Origin of the sequence: Laceyella sacchari, from assembly GCF_024927925.1 — a bacterium.
Lineage (GTDB): Bacteria > Bacillota > Bacilli > Thermoactinomycetales > Thermoactinomycetaceae > Laceyella > Laceyella sacchari.
The window spans coordinates 409,831-432,500 of record NZ_CP103866.1 but is presented as its reverse complement, the minus strand read 5'-3'; the positions used below and the strand labels follow the sequence as shown (position 1 = coordinate 432,500).

At 48.5% G+C, this 22,670-nt stretch carries 27 protein-coding genes (1 of these 27 running past the window's edge); 6 read left to right on the top strand and 21 right to left on the bottom strand.

Annotated elements, in window-relative coordinates:
- On the top strand, positions 1–984 hold the 3' portion of the coding sequence (locus NYR52_RS02335; RefSeq protein ID WP_158283404.1) for an AMP-binding protein. The gene continues 369 nt to the left of window position 1, outside the view; 984 of the gene's 1,353 nt are visible here — the last part of the coding sequence; its start codon lies off the left edge, out of view; the stop codon is at positions 982–984.
- Positions 985–1,015: 31 nt separating this feature from the next.
- On the opposite strand, the gene NYR52_RS02330 is transcribed toward NYR52_RS02335, so the two are convergent.
- A complete protein-coding gene (locus NYR52_RS02330) occupies positions 1,016–1,453 on the bottom strand; it encodes a Fur family transcriptional regulator (protein WP_022735699.1) in 438 nt (145 codons plus the stop codon).
- Positions 1,454–1,594: 141 nt separating this feature from the next.
- On the bottom strand, positions 1,595–1,750 hold the full coding sequence (locus NYR52_RS02325; protein ID WP_158283403.1) for a hypothetical protein: 156 nt from the start codon (positions 1,748–1,750) through the stop codon (positions 1,595–1,597).
- Positions 1,751–1,853: 103 nt separating this feature from the next.
- Between NYR52_RS02325 and NYR52_RS02320 the strand changes: the two genes are divergently transcribed.
- A complete protein-coding gene (locus NYR52_RS02320; RefSeq protein WP_259436198.1) occupies positions 1,854–2,258 on the top strand; it encodes a DUF4383 domain-containing protein in 405 nt (134 codons plus the stop codon).
- A 54-nt stretch (positions 2,259–2,312) separates the two neighbouring features.
- On the opposite strand, the gene murG is transcribed toward NYR52_RS02320, so the two are convergent.
- From murG to NYR52_RS02305, 3 genes are all read right to left on the bottom strand, one after another.
- Positions 2,313–3,380: an undecaprenyldiphospho-muramoylpentapeptide beta-N-acetylglucosaminyltransferase gene (gene murG, locus NYR52_RS02315; RefSeq protein WP_132223445.1), complete on the bottom strand. Its 1,068-nt coding sequence runs from the start codon at positions 3,378–3,380 to the stop codon at positions 2,313–2,315.
- A gap of 264 nt (positions 3,381–3,644) precedes the next feature.
- The gene (locus NYR52_RS02310) at positions 3,645–4,091 is read right to left on the bottom strand and encodes a thiol-disulfide oxidoreductase DCC family protein (RefSeq protein WP_132223442.1); all 447 of its coding nucleotides are present in this window, start codon (positions 4,089–4,091) and stop codon (positions 3,645–3,647) included.
- 205 nt (positions 4,092–4,296) lie between these two features.
- The gene (locus tag NYR52_RS02305) at positions 4,297–4,605 is read right to left on the bottom strand and encodes a DUF4870 domain-containing protein (protein WP_132223439.1); all 309 of its coding nucleotides are present in this window, start codon (positions 4,603–4,605) and stop codon (positions 4,297–4,299) included.
- Positions 4,606–5,051: 446 nt separating this feature from the next.
- Here NYR52_RS02305 and NYR52_RS02300 point away from each other — a divergent pair, with 446 nt between their 5' ends.
- Positions 5,052–6,770 (top strand): ABC transporter ATP-binding protein, encoded by a 1,719-nt coding sequence (locus NYR52_RS02300; RefSeq protein ID WP_132223436.1) that lies wholly within the window; start codon positions 5,052–5,054, stop codon positions 6,768–6,770.
- A gap of 90 nt (positions 6,771–6,860) precedes the next feature.
- Here the strand turns inward: NYR52_RS02300 and NYR52_RS02295 are convergent, their stop codons facing one another.
- The 10 genes from NYR52_RS02295 to NYR52_RS02250 all read right to left on the bottom strand — a co-directional run bounded on the left by NYR52_RS02295 (position 6,861) and on the right by NYR52_RS02250 (position 15,029).
- Positions 6,861–8,336 (bottom strand): IS1182 family transposase, encoded by a 1,476-nt coding sequence (locus NYR52_RS02295; protein ID WP_375163168.1) that lies wholly within the window; start codon positions 8,334–8,336, stop codon positions 6,861–6,863.
- A 119-nt stretch (positions 8,337–8,455) separates the two neighbouring features.
- Positions 8,456–9,112: an endonuclease III gene (gene nth / locus NYR52_RS02290; protein WP_102991448.1), complete on the bottom strand. Its 657-nt coding sequence runs from the start codon at positions 9,110–9,112 to the stop codon at positions 8,456–8,458.
- Positions 9,113–9,174: 62 nt separating this feature from the next.
- Complete coding sequence (locus tag NYR52_RS02285; RefSeq protein WP_132223433.1) at positions 9,175–10,161, bottom strand: D-2-hydroxyacid dehydrogenase; 987 nt, start codon at positions 10,159–10,161, stop codon at positions 9,175–9,177.
- Complete coding sequence (locus NYR52_RS02280) at positions 10,154–10,948, bottom strand: class I SAM-dependent methyltransferase (protein WP_259436197.1); 795 nt, start codon at positions 10,946–10,948, stop codon at positions 10,154–10,156. The genes NYR52_RS02285 and NYR52_RS02280 overlap by 8 nt, the downstream gene beginning before the upstream one ends.
- Positions 10,949–11,024: 76 nt before the next feature.
- Positions 11,025–11,492, bottom strand: coding sequence for a thioredoxin-dependent thiol peroxidase (gene bcp, locus NYR52_RS02275; RefSeq protein ID WP_132223427.1), 468 nt, complete (start codon positions 11,490–11,492; stop codon positions 11,025–11,027).
- Between the two features lie 500 nt (positions 11,493–11,992).
- Positions 11,993–13,363: a sensor histidine kinase gene (locus NYR52_RS02270; protein WP_132223424.1), complete on the bottom strand. Its 1,371-nt coding sequence runs from the start codon at positions 13,361–13,363 to the stop codon at positions 11,993–11,995.
- Positions 13,344–14,024 carry a response regulator transcription factor gene (locus NYR52_RS02265; RefSeq protein WP_259436196.1) on the bottom strand — a complete coding sequence of 227 codons (681 nt, stop codon included), beginning with the start codon at positions 14,022–14,024 and terminating at the stop codon, positions 13,344–13,346. The genes NYR52_RS02270 and NYR52_RS02265 overlap by 20 nt, the downstream gene beginning before the upstream one ends.
- Before the next feature lie 123 nt (positions 14,025–14,147).
- Positions 14,148–14,360 (bottom strand): hypothetical protein, encoded by a 213-nt coding sequence (locus tag NYR52_RS02260; RefSeq protein ID WP_132223418.1) that lies wholly within the window; start codon positions 14,358–14,360, stop codon positions 14,148–14,150.
- The gene (locus tag NYR52_RS02255) at positions 14,360–14,572 is read right to left on the bottom strand and encodes a spore germination protein (RefSeq protein ID WP_029071691.1); all 213 of its coding nucleotides are present in this window, start codon (positions 14,570–14,572) and stop codon (positions 14,360–14,362) included. The genes NYR52_RS02260 and NYR52_RS02255 overlap by 1 nt, the downstream gene beginning before the upstream one ends.
- 31 nt (positions 14,573–14,603) lie before the next feature.
- Positions 14,604–15,029, bottom strand: a complete 426-nt coding sequence (locus NYR52_RS02250) for an Hsp20/alpha crystallin family protein (RefSeq protein WP_259436195.1) — start codon at positions 15,027–15,029, stop codon at positions 14,604–14,606.
- 148 nt (positions 15,030–15,177) lie between these two features.
- Between NYR52_RS02250 and gerPC the strand changes: the two genes are divergently transcribed.
- From gerPC to crcB, 3 genes are read left to right on the top strand one after another with little or no spacing between them, the layout of a single operon-like run.
- Entirely contained in the window at positions 15,178–15,507 is a 330-nt protein-coding gene (gene gerPC / locus NYR52_RS02245) for a spore germination protein GerPC (protein WP_259436194.1), read from the top strand.
- 56 nt (positions 15,508–15,563) lie between these two features.
- The gene (locus tag NYR52_RS02240; protein WP_259436193.1) at positions 15,564–15,917 is read left to right on the top strand and encodes a fluoride efflux transporter FluC; all 354 of its coding nucleotides are present in this window, start codon (positions 15,564–15,566) and stop codon (positions 15,915–15,917) included.
- Positions 15,914–16,285 (top strand): fluoride efflux transporter CrcB, encoded by a 372-nt coding sequence (crcB, locus tag NYR52_RS02235; RefSeq protein ID WP_259436192.1) that lies wholly within the window; start codon positions 15,914–15,916, stop codon positions 16,283–16,285. Before NYR52_RS02240 ends, crcB begins: the two co-directional genes overlap by 4 nt.
- A gap of 4 nt (positions 16,286–16,289) precedes the next feature.
- On the opposite strand, the gene NYR52_RS02230 is transcribed toward crcB, so the two are convergent.
- The 6 genes from NYR52_RS02230 to NYR52_RS02205 all read right to left on the bottom strand — a co-directional run bounded on the left by NYR52_RS02230 (position 16,290) and on the right by NYR52_RS02205 (position 22,609).
- On the bottom strand, positions 16,290–17,075 hold the full coding sequence (locus NYR52_RS02230) for an ABC transporter permease (RefSeq protein ID WP_132223406.1): 786 nt from the start codon (positions 17,073–17,075) through the stop codon (positions 16,290–16,292).
- Position 17,076: 1 nt separating this feature from the next.
- Positions 17,077–17,862: an ABC transporter permease gene (locus tag NYR52_RS02225; protein ID WP_259436714.1), complete on the bottom strand. Its 786-nt coding sequence runs from the start codon at positions 17,860–17,862 to the stop codon at positions 17,077–17,079.
- A gap of 1 nt (position 17,863) precedes the next feature.
- Positions 17,864–18,871, bottom strand: coding sequence for an ABC transporter ATP-binding protein (locus NYR52_RS02220; protein ID WP_132223403.1), 1,008 nt, complete (start codon positions 18,869–18,871; stop codon positions 17,864–17,866).
- Between the two features lie 298 nt (positions 18,872–19,169).
- On the bottom strand, positions 19,170–19,928 hold the full coding sequence (locus tag NYR52_RS02215) for a sporulation protein (RefSeq protein WP_132223400.1): 759 nt from the start codon (positions 19,926–19,928) through the stop codon (positions 19,170–19,172).
- A gap of 56 nt (positions 19,929–19,984) precedes the next feature.
- Positions 19,985–20,743, bottom strand: coding sequence for a sporulation protein (locus NYR52_RS02210; RefSeq protein ID WP_132223397.1), 759 nt, complete (start codon positions 20,741–20,743; stop codon positions 19,985–19,987).
- Positions 20,744–20,791: 48 nt separating this feature from the next.
- Positions 20,792–22,609 (bottom strand): coiled-coil domain-containing protein, encoded by a 1,818-nt coding sequence (locus NYR52_RS02205; protein ID WP_259436191.1) that lies wholly within the window; start codon positions 22,607–22,609, stop codon positions 20,792–20,794.
- Between the last annotated feature and the right edge of the window lie 61 nt (positions 22,610–22,670).

Below are 22,670 nucleotides of genomic sequence, written 5' to 3'. Positions count from 1 at the left end.
GTCCGCCATATCATCCAGTTGACCGAAAACCCGCCCACTTTACAAAAAGCCCTGCGGTTTGACACGCTCATCCAACTCGGACAAACCATCGCCTTGGAAGAATTGGACTGGGCATATCCCGCCGTCCAGCCCTCCGATCCGGCTACGATCCAGCTTGTGGATGACGCAAACGGCGAAACCCAAACCATCATACTGACTCATGCGCAACTTTTGTACAGTTTGGACGGCATGGCTTATCTGCATCCCCAGCAACAACAAGATGAGTTGTTGGTTCACTCCTCTTTCGCCGTGTTGCATGCCCGACTGACGGGATATCTATTGGCACTTGGCCATGGCGCCACAGTCACGATTGCGGATGGCAAGCCGATTATTGAGCAATTGCAACAACATAAACCAACGCTTCTCGTCACCGACTCTAGGACCATTACACAGATGAAACAACAGCTGTGGGAGCACATCCAAGGAGCACTTTGGCGCAAATTGGCGTTTAACCACGCCATGCGTCTAGCCACCAAATACCATCAGTACCGCCGCGCGGGTCGGGACACCCCTATTCCCAGCCGATGGCGCTTTGGTTACGCTTGGGCCCATTTGCTTTCATTCTCGTCTTTGCACAAGCAATTGGGTAGCCGCTTGCGTTTGGTCATCAGCGGCGATCAGCTGGCTCCCGCCTTACATGAATTTTTCGGCCACTTAGGAGTCCCGTTGGCATCTCTGTACGGCATCGCGGAAACCGGTTGTCCTATCGCTTGTCAATACAGCTACCAATCTGATCCAGATTCATATCAATTGTTGCCGCAAGTGGAAACGCGTATCTCTCCCGATGGCGAACTCCTGGTCAAACATCCGGGCATGAGCGCTGGTTGGTTGCACACAGGCGATCTCGCCGTAAAAGGTAGCGGAGGGCAACTGTACCTCAAAGGACGGAAGCCCACCTCGCAAGAGACAAAACCACTTGCCTTATCACAGTCAGCAAACAAATGAAAGGCACCCTGCTTCCTGTGCAGGGTGCCTTTCATTGCGTACGGTGGGATTGGCAATCAGGGCACAACCCATATATTTCCATACGATGCGATTCAACTTGGTATCCAGTCGATTCGGCAGCTCGTTCCTCCATTTGGAACAACGGCGGATGGTCAAAGTCGGTGATTTTGCCGCATTCCCGGCAGATCACATGATAATGATCCATCATATTGGCATCAAAGCGGCTGGAGGCATCGCCATAGGTTAATTCCCGCACCAGTCCGGCCTCTTTGAACACACGCAAATTATTGTACACAGTCGCTACACTCATATTGGGGAAATTACCTTCCAACGACTTGTATATCTCATCTGCGGTGGGATGATTCATCGTCGAATAAAGAAAGCTTAAAATAGCATACCGCTGGGGAGTCATCCGTACGCCAATGCCTTTCAACAGCTCCACAGCTTCAGCCAGGCGGTTGTTGCTCATTTGTATACACCTCGCTTCTCCGCCGTTTAGATAACGATTATTAATTAATAATAGATATAATTAGTCTACGGCTTGCAGGGCCGGTTTGTCAATGAAGCGATCCATGTGAGCTAAGGAATGTCTAATGAATAGGCCAGCGTCTCAAAACCATTTCTCATTCGCTTCACTTATGCATCGTCGTTCTTCGAGAAACGATTTTTCCACCGCTTCTTCCCCGCACAACATGATTTGCCAGAAACACCCTAGATAGCCATCTTGAATCTCTTCTTTATAATCAGCATGTTCTCCTTCTAACATCCCCTAATTTAAGTTGGGAAATTTTCTCCCTCTTTGGCAGTGATCTTGTCTACTTAAGGGACATATACATGTACCATGTTGCGCAAAGGAGGAGGAATCCATAATGAAACGTTGGATGCAAACCATCGGCGGTGTATTGTTAGCCATGGGAGTGGGAGGCTTGGTGATCCCTGACACCGGGGCATGGCATGACTTGTTCCACCCGACCCTCTCACACAATTTGATTCACTTGATCAGCGGGGGCGTATTTTTAGCTGTGAGCCAGCAAGAACAAGCGCGACGCTGGACCTCTCTGGGATTGGGCGGCCTGTATCTGTTGGCGGCCATCTGGGGGTTGTTCACAGACAATCTGTTAGGCGTACTTCCATCCGCTGCGGGGATGGATACCCTTCATCTCCTGATCGGAGCCGCATCATTGTACGCTGGGGGCATCATCGACGGCGCCTTCAAACGCTCTTCGGCAAAAGAGACTCAAGAACAGGTGCAATCACGGGACGAAAACCCGTAAAAAAGAAGCAGCCCGACATCTACCGGGCTGCTTCTTTTCACTCTTCAGTCGTTTTTATTTGGCCAGTTGCTTAATCATATCAATCACTTGCTTCATCGTTTCATCGGAATTACTTTTGGACATCTCGGCAATATACCGGTCACGGTTGTTAAAGACCTCTTGTACTTTTTGCAGGAATGTTTTGGTGGTGAGCTCTTCCTCCTGCAACACATCACAGTAACCCATTTTACGGAACGACTCCGCATTCAAAATCTGATCCCCACGGCTGGCAGCTCTGGAAAGTGGGATGAGCAACATGGGCTTTCTCAAGTACAAAAATTCAAAAATGGAATTAGAGCCTGCACGAGAAATTACCATATCCGCCATCGCCATCACATCGGCCAATTCCTCATTGACATATTCAAATTGCTTATATCCGGGGCGGATCAATGATTCATCCACTTGGCCTTTGCCGCACAGGTGCACGATTTGGAAATAACGCATCAGACTGTCGAGGTTTTGCCGTACCACTTGGTTGATCTTTTGCGATCCCAAGCTTCCTCCCATAATCAATAACACCGGCTTATCCGCTTGGAATCCGCAGAGGGTCAATCCCCGCTCCCGGCTCCCCCGTTTCAATTCATCCCGAATGATTGCGCCCACATAAACCGTTTTTTTCGGGTCCAACCCTTTGGCCGTCTCCGGAAAAGTCGTACAAATCCGGGTTGCAAACGGCATAGCAATCTTATTGGCCAACCCCGGTGTGATATCTGATTCGTGAATAATCACAGGTACTCGATTCAACCACGCAGCTAACACCACAGGTACGGAGACGAAACCACCTTTGGAAAAAAGGATGTTGGGCTTTTCCCGTTTGATGAGGCTATATGCTTGAAAAATTCCTTTAATCACGCGAAATGGGTCTTTAAAGTTATTCCAGTCAAAATAGCGGCGCAATTTCCCCGTAGAAATTCCGGCATAGGGAACGCGATCCAGCCGTGCCACCAATTGTTTCTCAATCCCATTTTCCGAACCGATATATTTGATCTCCCAACCATCTTGGGCAAACTTAGGAATCAATGCCAAGTTGACCGTCACATGGCCCGCCGTGCCCCCGCCCGTAAAAATGATTTTTTTCTTCATCCCGTTCCACCTCTTCTATCCACATTTCAAATAACACCATTCATTTTATCAGTTTTAAATGAATCTTTATCGAAAAGTATATGACAAGATGGAGAGCATTTTTCATCCCAAAGCGGGCGTCCGCGTTACTCCCCCCTGCGCCATGCTGAACAAGCAGATATCACGCCACAAAAAAAGCATGCAGGGACATAACACTCCCAGCATGCTTTTGGACTTGTTCGGCATGCTTGCCCGCCAACATAGCCAACGCTTCGTCCATTGTGTTCATTCAGTCACTCTTTCCTGCCCATTCCCCAACCCCAAAAACCGCGCCCGCACTTCCGGGGTTGGTATCATGCATGTTTCGCCTTTGCCAAACAGCCGATAACGGTTGGCCGCAAACCAGCGATAACCTAAGTCTCTGAGCGGACGAGGAATAAATAAGAGCAGTGAGAGCCACTTCCATCCCCCTGGCAACCGGCGGCAGATGCGCAACACTGCCGTTGACCCAGTATACCACTTGCCTCCTTCATATAAGACCATCGTATCAAGAGAAACGGGACCGAGCGGCGACTGACGAAACGCCTCTTCAGCAAAAGTTGACTGCAACGTAGCGAACCGGAACAACCCCTCCCGATCCTTTTTTATGATCCAGTTAATCCGGCCATTGCAAAAATTGCATTCCCCATCAAAAAAAACAATGGGATGTTCACCGAGATGCCTCTGCGCCATGACCAGATGCCCCCTTCCGTTAAAGCGATCCCCTCCATCTCCTCCTTATTTTCCCACAAAAGAGGGGGCGGCAAAGCTGAACTTTTGCTTTACAAACACACAAAAAAAGCCCTTTTCTATACATTGATGAAAAGGGCAAAACGGTCAGGGGCTTTTAAAAAACAAACCTTGATTATCACACTGGCCATATACGCTTCAAATCAAATCATTTAATCGCCCAACGCGTAAAGGGGTAATGGTACTCCTTCTCATTCAGCGCCCGCAAAATTCCTTTGATCGGGCAGAAGAAGGCCATCAGTGCGAACACGATTAAGAACGGAATGCCGATCAACAGCCACGACAAAAGGCTGGACAGCCAAATCAAACCGGCCATAATCACATGAAATACGAGCGCCTGCAATGAAATCCGCTTAACATCGCGATCGCTAGAAATGAGATATACAATGATTGGACACAACACTGGCGCAAACCAGGTGCTCGCATGGACCAATACCTTTAGCCATTTGCCATGCAAGATAAAACCCTCCTCATATTCGAGTGATCTTCACACCCATGATATACCCGCTCTCACAGAAATAAAACATTGTTACACAAAATTATGCTAATACACCTGATAACAACCTTTGATTTACAAAGAATTCATATTCACCAATCAAACAAACACAACAATGTTATGTTTTCAAAAAAATTTGTGCGCGTCGTTCTCTGCGCTTTCACACCATTCATCCACTCATCCCATAGTGTTTGCTGGATAAATGCGTGTTATTTACTGAAGCAATATCAATACAACAACGCCCGCTTCGTCTGGTTCTCCTTGACTACTGGCACAATTCTTAAGTACGACAGAATACATGCCTTATTTTGCATTTCTTTTTTTTCCGTTACTATTAGAAAGTACGCTGTCAACGATGTTGCCGAGATGTCTTAGTCGAAATAAACCTGCAATAAAGGAGGAAGGATATGCTTCGCAAGTTTTTCTCATATTACAAGCCCTATAAAGGCTTGTTCTTGCTCGATTTCACTTGCGCGGTGTTCGCCGGGCTGTTGGAATTGGGTTTTCCATTGGTGGTAAACCAGTTTATTGACCGCTTGTTACCGAGCAGAGATTGGCCTTTGATTTTATGGGCCAGCGCGGGCTTGCTCGCCCTGTACGGGCTTAGTGCGGGTTTGCAGTATGTTGTTACTTACTGGGGTCACATGCTGGGTATCAATATCGAAACAGATATGCGCCGTAAATTATTCGATCATATTCAAAAGCTGTCATTTCGCTTTTTTGACAACAATAAAACGGGTCATCTGCTGTCCCGTCTCACCAACGACTTGATGGAAATCGGAGAAATGGCACACCATGGGCCGGAAGATGTATTCATCGCCATCATGACCTTGATGGGGGCCTTCCTTTTTATGGCTATGATTCACTTGAAGCTGGCGGTACTCACTTTTCTCGTGATTCCTGTCTTATTGTGGTTGACCATTATGTTTAATCGCAAGATGACGAAGGCTGTCTATCAATTGTATTCCGATATTGCCGATTTTAATGCAACGGTGGAAGACAATGTGAGCGGCATGCGGGTAGTACAGGCATTTGCCAATGAAGATCATGAGCGATCTCGTTTCTCTGTAAATAATCTGCGATTTCGCTTATCAAAATTGCTGTCATATAAAATCATGGCGATGAACTTATCAATCAGTTACATGCTCATGCGTTTGGTCACACTGTTCATCTTGATTTGCGGCACTTGGTTTGTAATTCGCAACGAATTGACCTACGGGGAATTTGTCGGATTTGTGCTTCTGTCCAATATCTTGTTCCGGCCAATTGAAAAAATTAACGCTGTTATTGAAAGTTATCCCAAAGGGATTGCTGGATTTAAACGTTATATCGAATTGTTGGAAACCGAACCTGACATTGCGGACGCACCCGATGCCGTGGAAGTAACACAACTGCGGGGCGACATCCGCTATGAAAATGTAACTTTCAGCTATGAAGCAGACAAACCTGTGCTCAAATCGATCAACTTGACCATTCGAGCGGGGGAAACGGTGGCTTTTGTCGGTGCCTCCGGAGCGGGGAAAACAACGCTGTGTAGTTTGCTACCGCGATTTTATGAAGTAGATCAAGGACGGATTACCATCGACGGTATGGACATTCGGCAGATCAAGCTAGCCTCATTGCGGCGCCAGATTGGCATTGTGCAACAAGACGTCTTTTTATTTGCCGGCACCATTCGGGAAAACATTCTTTATGGCCAACTGCATGCCTCGGAGGAGGAAGTGTGGGAGGCGGCCCGGCGCGCGCAATTGGATGAGTGGATTCGGTCATTGCCCGAAGGGATGGACACCGTAATTGGTGAGCGTGGGGTCAAACTCTCGGGCGGGCAGAAGCAACGCTTGTCGATCGCCAGAATCTTTCTCAAAAATCCGCCAATCTTGATCTTGGATGAAGCAACTTCAGCACTGGACACCGAGACAGAAGCAGCCATTCAAAAATCGCTATCCGAATTGTCGACTGGCCGCACCACCTTGGTAATTGCCCATCGCCTCGCCACCATCAAGCACGCCGACCGCATCGTTGTAATGACCCCGGACGGCATTGCCGAAGAAGGACGGTTTGACGAATTGATGGCTCGGCAAGGCCACTATCATCGTTTGCACCAAGCCCAATTTGAATGGGTGTAAGGAACACGGCCAAAGCGATGTACACATGATTGGTTTTACTGCTAGCTTTCTATTGCGAGCAATGAATAAAAAAGCTGACAAGATTTCTTGTCAGCTTGAGAATGTTGACAAACCCTGCGAATCAACTTTGTTGATCGCAGGGTTTTTGTATATAAAAGGGATATAAACAATTAATGGATGAATATCAACCCATATAAACTTAAAACCACCTCCCTTACCTGCTCTCGAAAGCAGCATAGCCAACTTTTTTATGTTTTGAGCCACAGCAGTTAGGAGGCATTGCTCTTGAATTTTTGCAAGCCCCCTGTAGCGTGCGTATCGAAGACCATGAAGTTCCTTCGCGTCAGCGAAGCTACGTTCAATCGTTTCTTTTCGACGCTTATATAAAGTTTTTCCACGTGGGCTCAAGCGATTTTGTCTAACCCACTCTTTTGCATCTTCCCATACATGACGTGTTAGGATTTTTGTGTGGTTCTTTGACTTTGTGCAATTCTTAAGAAAAGGACATTGCTTACAAATCTCGGGATTGGATTTGTACTGTCTGTATCCTTCACGGTTGGTCGTTCGATATGTAAGTTGATGCTTTGCTGGACAAAGATATACATCTTGCTCAGGAATATACTTAAATCTCCATTTCGGAAAGAGGTCTTTATCTGGTCGAAAACTCCGATGTGCAATAACCGTAAAGATTCCTTGTCCTCTCAATTCACGACAAATAGGCATAGTTAAATAACCAGAATCCAGAGCAACAGCTTTCACCGAAAAGCCGAAGCGGCTTTTCTGACGATTTAACCTTTCTAAATAAGGAACTGAATCATGGACATTTCCTGGTGTAACAAATACATCTGTAATGAAGTTATGTAAACCATCGACAGTACGATGATCGAGATAGAAAAAGCCTTCGGGTTTTCCATCTCGAACCATATAACCACTATCTGGATCGGTCGTACTTACACGAATTTCTTTCGTTTCAACCTTTATGGGCTTTTTTTTTAAAGGCTTCTTTCCGTGCTCTTCTCGATCTTGCTCAATTGCTTGTTCTAAATCATCCATATATCCTTTGGGAGTAACTTTAACTAATTGTTTTTTGAACTTTCCTTTATTGGCATTGGCTTTAAGAAAAGTGGAGTCACTAAAAAGCTCTTTTCCTTGAATAAATCCATGTTGGATCGCCTGAATGACAATTTCATCAAATATTTCCTGATAAATAGTGGAGCTTTGGAACCGTCTTCGACGGTTTTGACTGAAAGTAGATGCATGTGGGACTGGGTCGGTTAGAGATAACCCTACAAACCAACGGTAAGCGATGTTAACTTTAATCTCCTCAATGAGTCGGCGTTCGGAACGAATGCCGAACAAATATCCAATGAGTAGCATTTTAAATAACATAATTGGGTCAAGACATGGACGCCCATTATCTTGGCAGTATAATTCTTTACATTTCTCAGCAATGAAGGAGAAGTCGATCGTTTCATTAATTTTCCGTAACAAGTGATCTCGTGGAACTAATTCTTCTATGTTAACTAGTTCTGGTTGATGTTCTTTACTCGGGTTTGTTCTAAACATAGAAAAAACTCCTTATAGAGTGTTTTTTATTGATTCGACAAAAAAGGCTGCTGACCCTGCCTTTCAAGGCAGTTTGTCAGCAGCCTCAAGCTGACAAGATTTCTTGTCAGCTTTTTGTCCTATTTCTTCACTGGTTCCACCTGTTTGCCATACCAACAATACGGATGCAGATCACACTGGTGGCATTTGGGGCTCCTAGCGCTACAGATGCGGCGGCCATGCCAGATGATGCGATGGTGGGTATCACTCCACTCGGCGCGGGGGACGCGTTTCATCAGCTGGCGCTCCGTCTCGAGCACATTTTCGCTGTCGGCGAGGGCTAGGCGGTTGGCGACACGCTGAACATGGGTATCGACAGCCAAGGCTGGTATACCAAAAGCGTTGCTCAGAACGACATTGGCCGTTTTGCGTCCAACGCCGGGAAGCGCCTCTAGCTTCTCCCGGTCTTGCGGCACTTCTCCTCCGTATTTCTCCACCAAAATCTCACAGGTTTTCAAGATGTTTTTACTTTTGTTACGAAACAAACCCAAGCCCCGGATATGCTCCGCCAACTCCGCTTCGGTTAAGGTGAGAAACGAATCAGGGGTGGGGAATTTGGCGAAAAGTCCCGCCGTCACTTTGTTCACTTGCCGGTCGGTGGATTGTGCCGACAAGATTGTGGCGATCAATAATTCAAACGGATTGCGGTATTCCAACTCACAGTGGGCATCCGGGTACATCTGCGCCAGAATGTCCAATATCTTTCTGGTCGGAACCCGTTTTGGTTTTGGCTTCATGCGCTCTCCCTCCTCTCCCTGGTCATCTGTCACAATCAAGCCTTATCCATTATAGCATGGGCTCAGTAGCCTCTCTCAGCGTTGATTTCATTCTCCAACCGTTGCGCACCCTGCAAGTAGGCGTCCAAATTGCGACGGAATCCCTCCAGTGCTCGGGTCATGTAGCGAGGTGAACGACCGGAAAGATGGGGGGTGAGAATCACATTGTCCAGCTCCCAGAAAGGATGTGATGCCGGTAACGGCTCTTGCTGGAACACATCCAATACAGCCTGGGCAATGGTTCGCTCCCGCAACGCGTCGAGTAGTGCCATCTCATCCACCACGGCTCCGCGGGCGAGATTGATGAGGGTGGCCGACGGCTTCATCTTGCTCAATTCCTCACGACCGATCAACCCGACGGTCTCCGGGGTCTGGGGCACAGTCAACACGATAAAATCGGCAAGCCCCAGCACCAAGTGCAGTTGGCTTATGCTCACCATGCGATCAAAGTACGGCGTTTCCCGACCGTCTGTATTGACTCCGATCGTTGTCATGGCAAACGCTTGCGCTTTCTGAGCGATGGCTTGCCCAATCGCTCCCGCCCCCAACACAAGCAACGTTTGCCCCGCCAACTCTCCCACGCGAATGGTGCGATCCCACCGCTTCTCCCGTTGCAAGTCCCGCATCTGATCCGTTCGCCGAGTAATCTGCAACATAACGGCCAGTGCGTATTCAGACATAGGGATAGCATGAATGCCCCTGGCGTTGGTCACTCGAATCCCACGCGCGCTGATCGCTTGAAACGGCATCTTCTCCAGACCAGCGCTAATCACGTGAATCCAGCGCAATTGGCGGCATTGGGCAATCCGTTCTTCATCAAGGTCTTCCCCGTAAGTAATCATCACTTCCGCATCAGGCAAAGCCATTGCTGCTTGTTCGATATGATCGAAGAAAGAGAAGCGGACATGCGGATATTCCGTGGTCAATGCTTGCTGATGCTTACTACTGATTTTGGCCGTTGACACGACCCTGACCGCAGTGCTCTGTTTCCCCATCCGGCGCTCATCCATGTCGGTCTTCCCTCCCAATCTGCCGCTTCACTGCTTCAATAATCAATTCTTCGCTGAATTCATCAAATGCACTGCGGTGAAACGTACCATAGCTGTTCACGATCTGAAAACCGCACAGTGTCAACAAGTGAAAGCATTCCGTCGGATACAAGTAGCGTAAGTCAAATTGGGCGCGAACCCGTTCCAGTTGCCGCCCCTCCTTGTCATAACGATCCATGTAACGGATGACACGGGCAGTTTGACGGTAATGATCAAATTCAGTGTAATCGTTCACTTCGATCAACTCTTGTGTTCCAGGGACGGGAAAAGCGCCACAATACGACAGTTTGCTGTCCTTTTCAATCAAGTCCCACAGTTTGGGTACAAAAATATTAAAAGCAAAAAGGCCATCATCGGCAAGATAACGCCGAACACGCTTCAACGTCTCCACTTGGTCATTAACAGTTAACAAGTGCAAAAAGGAACGATAAGGAATAATAATCAGCGGAAACTGCCCTGTCAACTCCATGCGAGTCATATCCGCTTCGATCCACTCAATCTTATCAGCAAGCTCCATCTGTTCCGCTTTCTGCCGGGCACGGTTGAGCATGGCTGGCGAATTGTCTACACCGACAACAGGAATTCCTGCCCGGGCAATCGCCAAACTGATCCTCCCCGTCCCGCACCCCAATTCCAATACCGGTCCGCCACTTGCTTTTGCTAAATCCACATAGTAAGTTACATCCCGATCTAATCCCGTTGAGGTCCAATCATAATAATCAGGCAAATCATATGCGTAATGCTCCATCCCACTCACCTTTCTATCGTGATGAAATCAGAAGCGGTTTTCCCAATCTAGGAAAACCGCCGGCAACAAGAATCGATTACTTCAACTGTTCACGAACAAAATTCAACACTTCTTCCACATGGCCGGCCACTTTCACCTTGTAATCCACTTTGGCCAGCTTGCCTTCGCGATCGATGACAAACGTGGACCGCACAATACCAATGGATTTTTTACCGAACATGTTCTTCTCTTTCAACACGTCATACGCTGTGCATACCGTCCCATCCGGATCGCTTAGCAACAAAAACGGCAAGTCGTGTTTTTTGATGAACTTCTCATGAGATGCGATCGAATCGCGGCTAATGCCCAACACAACGGTGTCCAACTCCGCAAAAGCGGCGTGTTTATCACGAAATTCGCAAGCCTCCATGGTGCAGCCGGGGGTGTTGTCTTTGGGATAAAAGAAAAGCACGACATTTTGGCCCCGAAACTCAGATAAAGATACTTTTCGGCCATTGGTTGCATCCAATGTAAATTCAATCGCCGGATCTCCTACCTTTAACATCTTGACACCTCCACCATCCATTATGATTGACCCCATTCTACCATGTTACGCGCTGGAAAACCAAAATCGGCGCCACATCCATTCGTTTTTGGAAAACATGTTGAAAAAAGCGGGTTTCGCTGGTTTATCCGGCTCCGGCACCAACATAAAAAAACGGGGAAACTCCAGTCACTCGGAGATTCCCCGTTTTTATCTTTAAATCCGTATAAGGCAATGCTTATCAAAGAAAATACTTGATTATCCCTTGTACACTTTGGAGCGAGAAGACCGCTTTAATCCCCCAAACCGGCACAACTAACAGCATGATCAGGATTTCGGCAATCACTTTCATCTCGCTCAACCCTTTCATTCATATTAAAATGATGTATCTTCATCATAGAAGGGTTAAGTGAGATTATCATAAAAATCAGATTAAAAATAGATTAGAAACAAAAAGCGATTACGAAAAAATGTAAAGCTATAAAGTTCAACGCTACACTTGTAGACAAGGACCTTCGCGCTTACACCCCTGGTTGTACAGGCAAACGAACAATTACCTTGGTGCCCAATCCCAACCGGCTTTGGACTTCCATCTTTCCTTGTGCCCTCTCCACAATCTTTTGCGCGATGGACAATCCCAACCCACTGCCGGTTTGTGAAATGTGCCTTTTCGCTCGGTAAAAGCGGTCAAACACCCGGGGCAACTCGTCTGCCGCGATTCCCTGTCCTGTGTCCTGCACAATAAGTTCGATCCATTGCCCTTCTTTGGTGCAGGAGACGGTGATTAAGCCGCCATCTCCGGTGTACTTTCCGGCGTTATCAAGCAAGATATCTAACAATTCTTCCATGTCGGCACGCCAGCCGATCACATCCAGCGGCTGCTCAGGCTCCTCATACGCGATTGTCAAGGTGCGGTGTACATGCCGCCACCGCTTCACCCGCTCAGAGACGACGGTAGTAAGCGCAAATGCTTCCATCTCGCTTGCCGGCTCATCCACTTCAAACCGGGCCAACCGAAGCAAGCGCTCAGTGAGCTTTTCCACCCGATCCAGTTCCTCATCCATTGTCGCCAGCGCTTCTTCGGCCACTTCCCGCCGGCTGAGCCCCCACCGCCGCAACAAGCCTACATATCCGCGGATGACGGCAATCGGGGTTCGCAACTCATGCGATACATCGCTGACAAAGGCATTTTGCTTCTGCATGCTGGTGTAGATGCGATCCAACAGCGAGTTAAATACCTTGGACAGCAACGCAATCTCATCCCCTGTAGCTGGTATTTCCAAGCGGTGGCCCGGTTGCCCCGGATCTAGCGTCTGCACGGACTGGATGATCTTTGACACAGGACGAAACGCTAGTGCGACCGTCAGATACCCACCGACCAAGACAAACAAGAGCAAAGCCACGGATGCTGTGATCAATACGCCCAAGGCCATGTGCAAATATTGGGTGGCAAAGGAAAAATCGGTATACAGCTCGATGCGTCCCCGATCCCGCTCAATCGGCGTGGTCAGAATAAGGACACTTTTTGAACCCACCTGCACCAATCTCCGCCGGGGAGCAGCTTGTCCCTCCCGCAAAAACACTTCAGAAGGAATCCCCTTATCCACAACGCCAGCGGCTTTACCGGCGAAAATGATCCTGACTGCCTGACCGTGTTCGATCAGTGACGGCAACCAAACCGAATAGGGTAATTCCGATAGTTCTTTCTGTTCGTGAACCTGCTTGATCGAAGCCAGTTTGCTCTTAAGAACGGTTTCTTCGGTGTGAACCAGCCAATTTTTCAGAGCAAAGTACACGAAAATGTGAAACAAAACGAGAATGCCGATTAAGCCCACTGTCAACAGCAACGACAAACGCCAACGAATGGGCATTTTAATGTTCGCGAATAACATAGCCAACCCCTCTGACCGTCTCGATGATGTTTTGGCATCCCATTTGCTCCAATTTCACGCGCAAATAGCGGATGTAAACATCCACCACGTTGGTATCGCCCGTATATGAATACCCCCACACTTTGTCAAGAATCATTTCCCGGGTCAACACATGGTTTTTGTTTTGCATCAAGTAGGCGAGTAGATCAAACTCGCGCGTCGTTAATTTTAACTCTTTTCCCGCCACCGTCACCGTCCGTTCTTCCAACAGAACAACCAACGGATCGAGTGTGAGCTTGGTCAGCGGTTGACTCCATTGCGATTGCCGCCGTTCAATCGCTCGCATGCGCGCCAATAGCTCTTCAATGGCAAACGGTTTGGTCAGATAATCATCCGCGCCAGCATCCAAACCGCTCACCCGGTCAGGCACCGCATCGCGCGCCGTCAGTATGATGATGGGCACCTGGCTTTGCCCGCGGATGCGGCGGCAAATCTCCATGCCGCTTAAATCAGGCAACATCACATCCAATATCAACATGTCCCATTGGTCCGTTTCCCACAACTCCAACGCCTTCCTGCCCGTTGGCGCGACCATTACCCGATATCCCTCGTATTCCAGCTCCAATTGGAGAAAACGGGCGATGTTCCCCTCGTCTTCCACCAACAACACGTTTCTACTCATGCCATCCTCCTACTGCCATGCCTTCTCCGTTTCATTATACTCCGATTCTGGACGTTTCCGAGTAAGCGTTGATTCTTGCGATGATAAGAGACATCCCCCCATACACCTTTTCCCGGCTTAGTTTCAATCATGGTTACGGGGGCCTGGCCCGATAGGTCCGGGAGGCAAGGGTGGTGGTGTGCCAGGCTCCGTTGGGGGCTGGGTCGGTTGCGGTACCTCTTCCTGCTCTTCCTCCCCGGCGGCCTTATTGACCAGATTAAAAGTGGTACCGACATTGAGCGAAGCGGCATCATACACCGCATTAATTTTGATCGCGCGGATATAGATGTTAATCATTAACCACCACCGCTCCCGTCAAAGAAATCAGGATCGAGATAGACGTTCTTTTCCAAATCGATGTTACGCGGGAAGTCACCTACAGGTGATGATCCCCCAAGTGATTTGGTTAACGCTTCTTGCCCAATGTTGATGGTGCTTCCGAAATTGATCGTCGCCGCGCTGGAAACGCTGTTGATCTTCACATTAAAAATGTTGTTGATGGTGCCCAAGTGCGTTTCCCCCCTTTACACCGGTCTCATGTTAGGATGTCTCCTTGATTCTCAGTTTGGAAGTTCCTCGCTTGCCGGGAAGTTTGTTAAAGCGGATTTCCAAAACCCCCCTGCGGTAGCGTGCACTGGTGTAGTTTTTGGACACGGGGGCTCCCAAGGGAATGCATTTTTGAAATTCACCTCGGCTCCGTTCCGCCAGTGTCATCCGATATCCGTTGTAAGGGACTGAGAAGCGTCCGGACAGCCATAAGGTGTCGTTCTCCACCTTCATTTCCAATGACTGAATATTATCCATCCCCGGCAAATCAACAACGACAATTACCTCATTTTTCCCATGATACACATCCGCTGCCGGTCCCTTGCGTTCCGCCGCCGAAAGGATATCTTCAAAGAAGTCATCCCCCAAAAATTGGCGCACCAATTGGTTCCATCCTTTAGTGGAAAGTTGGTTTAGCATCGCAAGTTCCCCCTTTGCTCCCGCCTGGCTTTTGCGTCCGCAGTTGCCCATATTTTATGCATTGCGTCCCCCACTTGTCACAAAAGGTTGCATGAACCGGTGTACAGCCCCCATATACTTTAACAAGAAGACAGAGGAGGGACCCCGGTTGCATGGATACGACCCCGACCACATCCTGCGCATGCTTTGGGAACGGATCTACTCGCTGGAAAATAGATTACAAATGTTGGTAAAGGAAAATGAAGCGTTACAACAGCAAGTAAAACAGCTAAAGCCCCTTCACATCGATAAAATCGAATACAAAATCCATGAATTGCATGTGGAAACATTGAGCGGTACCTTGAATATCGGCCTGACCGCAACAGGCGAAGAAAATGGTGTCGGTGAAATCATCGAACAGGTCGTCAAACAGCAGGGAAACACCCACATCGGCGGTGACAATGATGACGCAGAGGATGTAGCCCCGCCTGGGGATTGATTTGCTCCTCCCTATTCCCTATGCTAAAAGCATGGATTTGTGAAGGAGGAACCACCATGCGCGACATCATCGCAGTAGCCATTGGCGGCTTTATCGGAACCACTTTGCGTTTCACCGCGTCCAAATGGATTCCCGCAGCTCATTTCCCATGGGGCACATTGGCTGTGAATCTGATCGGATCGTTTTGTCTCGCTTTAATCACCTATGCACGGGGCTTTCCCCTCCATCCTCGGATTCGGCTTGGATTGGCGACCGGACTGATCGGCTCATTCACCACGTTTTCCACCTTTTGTGCGGAATGGTTGAGCCTCCCCTCCCCGGCAGCTTTCGGATATGGCAGTCTCTCTCTCATCGGCGGACTTGGATGCGCGTGGTTGGGGGCGCAGATCGGAAAGGGACGAAATGCATGATGACCGCAATATGCATCGGATTCGGTGGCAGTATGGGCGCCGTCGCCCGCCATCTTATCGGAAAGTGGATCAAAGCCCACTGTTCGCGATGCTCTTTCCCCTGGGCCACGTTTTTGATCAATGTGAGCGGCTGTTTCGCGCTCGGACTCGCCCTCGGCTCTGCCAGCGCTGAATCACTCGCCTCAGCCTTGGCGCACAGCCATCCATTCACCACTGGTTTTCTCGGCGGATTTACCACTTTTTCCACATTCACTGTGGAATGGTTGGAGTTATGGCAAACAAAAAACCGATTGGCCGCCATACTGTATCTCTTGTTCAGCAGCGCAATCGGTCTGTTGGCTTGTTGGACAGGCTATATCATCTTGTGATGCCTTAATTCCCGGCACCCCGGTAGTGCTTGATACCGCGGTTCCAGCAAAAGATGCCAAAAGCCAAATAGATGGCTCCCATCACCGGGGTAAGCATAGCGTACATTCTCCATTCACCGTGATCCAGCAGATAGCTGGCCGGATAGAAGCCGACAAAGGCAAACGGCAAAATCCAAGTCAAAGTGAACTGAATTATTTTATGATAAATATTGGTCGGATAGCGACCGTAGTTGCTGATATTAAACATAATCGGTTGAATATCCGATTTAGAATCGGTGTACAGGCTGATGCTGGTCAGCGCAATGAAAATGCCTGCGTAGATCAGCACACCCCCCAGTGTGAATACAACGAACAACAGCGGATCATACCAAGTCCAGTCCAGATCCAGATGCCACCCGGCCACGCCCATCACGATGCCTCCCGTCAGCACCCCGATCAGGGATTCGGGAGACATCGTCTCCATGATGACCTGCACTAAGCTGTGCACCGGCCTCGTCAATACCCGATCCAATTCTCCTTTGATGATATAACGATCATTAAAACTCCACAGATTTAAAAAGGAAGAAAAGATCGCCCATGGGATTAGGAAATACCCATAGATGAAAATCACTTCAGCTTGGCTCCACCCCTTCAAACTTGGGGTATGTTGGAACACGACCAGGATGAAAACCAGATTAAGCCCTTGTTGAAAAAAATTGCTAATGAATTGAACCAAAAAATCGCCCCGATAAGACATGCGGGTCTTCATATATTGTTTGAAATACTCGACTAACAATCGAAGATGAAACATATTAGCCCCCCTGCACAATCAAGGTTTTGCGCGCTCTCAGCCAAATGAGTTGCACGGGGATTGCCAACAGGACGCACCAAGCCGCCTGCACCGAGAGCGCATGCCAAAACGCATCCCCCGAGAGGCCTTTAACCAGCACCATGCTGGGCAGATAGCTGATCGCTTGGAAAGGCAGGTAACTGAGCACCGCCTGCGCCCATCCCGGGAAGAAGGCGATCGGGATCGTCAATCCGGACAACAGATCCACAATCATGCGTTTGGCCCAAATCATCCCTTCATTGTTTAAAATAAAAAAGGCCAACACCCCTGTCAGCAAGTTCACTTCCACATTGATGATAAATCCGAGGAACAAGCTACAGGCAAATCTCAACCAATCCCACGATAATCCGGGAAGATCCAACGTAAACACAAGCGACACCACCAACATGCCTGGTACGCTGAACAGCAGCAGACGAAATACGCCTTCACCCAATCCTTGAAACGCTTTAACAATCAAATAGTGGTATGGGCGGATCAATTGGATCGCCACCGTACCGTCCCGGATTTCTTGTGCAATCTCCCGATCCAAGTTGTTAAAATAAAAAGCCCGCGCCATCCAAGAGACAGCGATGTAGGTAGCCATTTGCACCGCAGTCAGGCCCTGCAACGATGGCTTATCCCCATAAATCGACATCCACAGGAAATAATAGACGCCGATATTGATGCTGTAAATGACAATCCCGCTGTAATAGTTCACGCGGTAAGCCAACATCATCAGAAACCGGATGCGGATGACTTCCAAATACATTTTAAGCAAGCGTCATCCCCTCCTGGTAAATCTTACGCACAATCTCTTCCGTCGACACTTCTTCAATCTGCATCTCGACAATATGCACATGCTGAACAATTTGCGCCAACACGTCGGAGACTGCCAAATCAGGTTGTTCCACATGCAAAACGACTTGCCGTTCTCCTTTTCGCTCCCAGCGAATCGGCATGCCTGCCGTTCTCGCTTCCAGCTCGCTCATGTCCACTTCCTGCGCCAACTCGAAGTGAACTTTTTTCCCTTTGGCCCAATTGCGGCGCAGCTCTTGCAAACCGCCGTCATAAATTACTTTGCCCTGATCTAACATCACCACGCGGGAACAAAGAGCTTCGATGTCGGAGATGTCATGTGTCGTCAACAGCACAGTCGTACCAAATTCACGGTTGATCTCCCGCAAAAACCGACGGATGTTCTCTTTCACCAGCACATCCAACCCAATCGTCGGCTCGTCCAAAAACAACAACTTAGGTTGGTGGATCAGCGACGCAACCAATTCGCACCGCATCCGTTGCCCAAGACTTAATTTACGCACCGGTTGATCCAAAAGCCCACCGATGTCCAACACCTCGATCATCCGATCCAGCCGTTTTTTATAGTCGGTGTCAGGCACTTGGTACACTTGTTTCAACAGCCGAAAAGATTCTTGCACAGCGATGTCCCACCACAACTGGCTCCGTTGCCCGAAAACCACGCCGATCGTCTTGACAAATTTCTCCCGCTCCCGGTGCGGATCAAAACCATTCACTTTCAATTCACCGGCTGTCGGTTGCAAAATACCAGTCAACATCTTGATCGTTGTCGACTTACCGGCTCCGTTTTCACCGATGTAGGCCACCATCTCGCCTTGTTCAATCGTCAAATCAATGGCATCTACCGCGCGAATGGTGCGATATTGCCTGTTCAGCAGATCACGAAACGCCCCCTTGAGCCCCGGGCGGCTTTGATACACCTTAAATTCTTTTGTCAGGCCACGCGCCTCAATCGAACGCATTCTCCCTCTCCTTTCACAATCACTGCCATGAAACAGAAGGCTTTGGGATAACCTTCTGTTGTTTTCATAGATACTAACGAAAAAAGGCATTCCCAACATGGAATACCCCACTACTGTCTATTTCAAAAGCATTTTTCCCATTGCCTTCTATAGCATACCAAAAAAAAGGTTCTTTGCGAAGACATTATAAGCAACTTACTTTAATAAAGTTTCATTAAGCCGCTCTCTCAGCTATCGGCTATTGTACCGACTGATGTACAAAAGCCAACTTCCGGCGTGAGAAGTTGGCTTTTTTCCTTTACAGATGCTGATCAATCAGTTGTTTGATTTTCGCTTGCAATTGGGTAGTGGTATGCTCCACTTCCTTTTGCGTCACTGTGAACCGAATGATCCGCTCATCCAAATTCAACGCCTCTTCCATTGAACTCATCAGGTCGACAGCTTTGCGATCCAATGACAGAATCACGTCCACTTCACTCATATGCGGATAGAAGACAAGGATGATTTCATCCAACTCCGCTTGATAGGGCCCCAACGGCGCAAGGCGGTATTCTTGGACAAACGGGTGGCGAGAATAAAACTTATCAAAGGCGAAGGTGACACTGCTCAAACGAAAGCCCACCTCTTCTACCGCGTGCAACACGGTATCGACCAGCGGGTGGGGCAAAATCTCAATTCCGTCCGTATCACTTGGATCCACTGCCATTTTAATGTCCAAACCCGTTTTCACATAAATGGGAGAACCTCCCGTCGATACCGGTGCATCATACGGTAGCTGGAATTGAAACGGCAACACTTGCGTTTCCCGCACACCGATCTCAAAAGCATCCGTCAGACGGAATTCATCGATGACGTATTCATGCTCAGACCCTTCGTGTTGGTACTGCATGACCAAATACAGATAGATATCCTCAATCAGTTGCGGGGCTTGTCCTCCTTGCACGAATACCTCCCCGCGAATGATATCCCCCTGGCGATATGTGGCTTTTTCCAAGCGGGTATCCACTTTGGCGGAGCCTACCCCGATGCTTGCTAATGCTTTACCAAAAAACGACATATGCTCAAGCTCCCTCTCTTCTAAGTGAATTTATTTTTGCCATGCATCCTGCGCCTTTAGGCCATGGTATTGCCCGGCTTGCGGTTTAACATCTCCTGAATCTTCAACATGGGATCATCGGCAACTTGCTGACCATTGATAAACAAGGTGCCATTGGGATCATGATATTCCCACGCAAACGAACTGTTAAGTACCCGTCCTGAACGGATCATTTCGATTTCCATATGAATGCTGACTTCTGAGACAAAAAAGATAATATTCAATTCATCAACGTAGCCGTGGTAGCGACCCATCGGCTTGAATTGAAACATCTGAAAAAACGGGTGCGGTTTGACCGTCGTATCATGTTCATTGTGGATCCGGTACAAGATAAAACCTGCGTCTTCCACTTGTTTGAGCAACTTTTGAACCAGCGGAGTAGGAAACACTTCAATTTTATCTAAATCTGTTGGATCAATGGCCATTTTTATATCCAAACCGGTTTTAAAATAGACAGGATAATTGCCTGTCGACATCGGCGTGGACATCGGAAGCTTGATCTGGAACGGAATCAGCTTCCGCTCTTCCGCTTGAATGGTAAATGGTTGGGACAGTTGGTACTTTTCAATGGTCACTTGCGTCTTCTTGTCACCCTTGGAAACATCGGCAACCAAATAGAGATATATAGTGGTGATATCCTGTGGTGCCTGCCCCCCTTTGACCAACACCTCACCTTTGACGGTATCACCCGGATGAAATTGTTTTGATTCAAGGCGCGTATCGACGGTCGCTGACCCAATCCCGATACTCGCCAATGATTTGAAAATCGGCATCATGCATTGTCACTCCTTCACATGGTAAAAAAGGGAGAGACGGGGCGGTGCTTAAGACTCATCGCCCATCATCTGCTTCATATATTCTTCAAATTGCAGTGCCAACTGATCTTGCTCCTGGCTTTCCCGCTCCAACTTCTCCTGGCGCAAGCTGGCTTTCTCCTCAGTGCCTTGCTTTTCTTTTTCCTGTTTGGATTCAGCTATCGGCGGTTGCGGATCAACCGGTTTTGGTTGCTCTTCCGCCGGCGGTGTTGGCTCCGCTTCGCTCTGTGGCTTGCCCTTTAACTGATGATCCTTGGGCAATAAATCAAACAGGCTTGCGCGTGGCTTGGTGTGTTGCGGAGTGATTAAGTAACGCTTGGATGTCTGTTCAAGCTCCTCCCGCTGTTTCTCCAACCGTTCCTTGGTCTTGCTCTCCAGGAGTTCCCGTTGGGCTTTGAGCATCTCTTCTTGGCGCCGCTGGAATTCTTCTTCTTGTTTTTTCAAAAGCTTTTGCGCCAGCTCTTCAAATTCCTTTTGTAAGCGCTCCTTGAGCTCCTCCTCTTTGCGTTCCAACTCCTGCCGCTTCTTCTCCCACTCCAGCCGTTCCTGCTTCAGCTTTTCCAATTCGGCTTGCACACGGTCCTCTTGCTCTTTCTCAATCCGTTCGCGTTCACGCTGCTCCCAGGCACGGCGTTCTTCCTCCAACCGCTCTTGCTCTTTTCTCTCCTGCTCGAGGCGCTCTTGTTCGATACGCTCTTGCTCTAGTCTCTCTTGTTCTTTTTTCTCTTGTTCGAGCCGCTCTTTCTCTTCTTGCTCACGTTCCCAGCTCTCTTGTTCTTCCGGCTCGGTGATGCGCTGCTTAAACTCTTCTTTTTGCTTGGCCAAAAGCTCCCGCTCTTTTTGCTCAAACTCCTTGCGTTGCTTTTCCAACAGCTCCTGTTGTTTGCGCTCCAATTCTTCCCGCTGTTTCCGCAACAGCTCCTCTTGGCGCCGCTCAAACTCCAAGCGCAACTGCTCTAAGCGCTCTTCTTCCAGCCTGTCATAGTTCTGTTGCTGTTCTTTGTTGTCCACAGGGGCCACGGGCGTTTCGGTAACCGAGAATGGTTCCTCATCCTTCTGTTGCTTTGGCACCGGCTGTTCTTTGGCAGCTTGCTCCTCCACTTTTTTTGGCCGTGGTTTGGTTTCCTCTTTCGTCGAGCCAAACAGGAAATCGAAGAACCCCCCGCCCTGCTTCTGCTTTTTCTTGTACGCATCAATCTGGGACAGCACTGACTCAGGCGATTGTTTTTTCAAGCTACGCTGGATCAGCTTGGACATGGGCTTGGAACAAGGAAAGTCGGCTGGCATTTTCTCCAACGGCTCCTCCAAGTACTGGCCCGAAAGCAGGCTGAAAAAAAACGAGCCCCAATCCAATGTGCGTGATTGGGCCGTAATCTGTTCCAATCCGCAAAAAAGTACACGTAATTCATCCTGGTCGTTTAGCCCAATGTTGCGCGGATCCAACAACAAATACATGGGCATGGGCTTGGACTTCAACTCAATTTCCAAAGAAAGTAGCTGACGCCCCCACTCGACCACTTGATCTTCATCAACCTCCCGCGAAGAAATCACTTCACGTAGCGGGTGAATCGCCTCATAAGGTCGAATGAATACGATGGAGCGCTCTTCTGTATAAACTTCTTCATACGGAAGCACAAGCGGATGGTGCAAAGTGCGGTATTGTTGAATCGCCCGTGAAGGGGCTTGCTTCTGTAACATTGCGGATTGCAAATAATACCGTTGGTCGTCTTTGCGAGCCACCGCGAGTTCCCCATCAAAAAATTTTACGACATGTTCTACCCGATAACCATTTCGGTATATTTCACCCACTCCAAAAAACGACAACATTCTTCGCCTCCAAACATTTCTTCCCAATTCCAACAACCAAGTTATATTCTTACAATCCGTA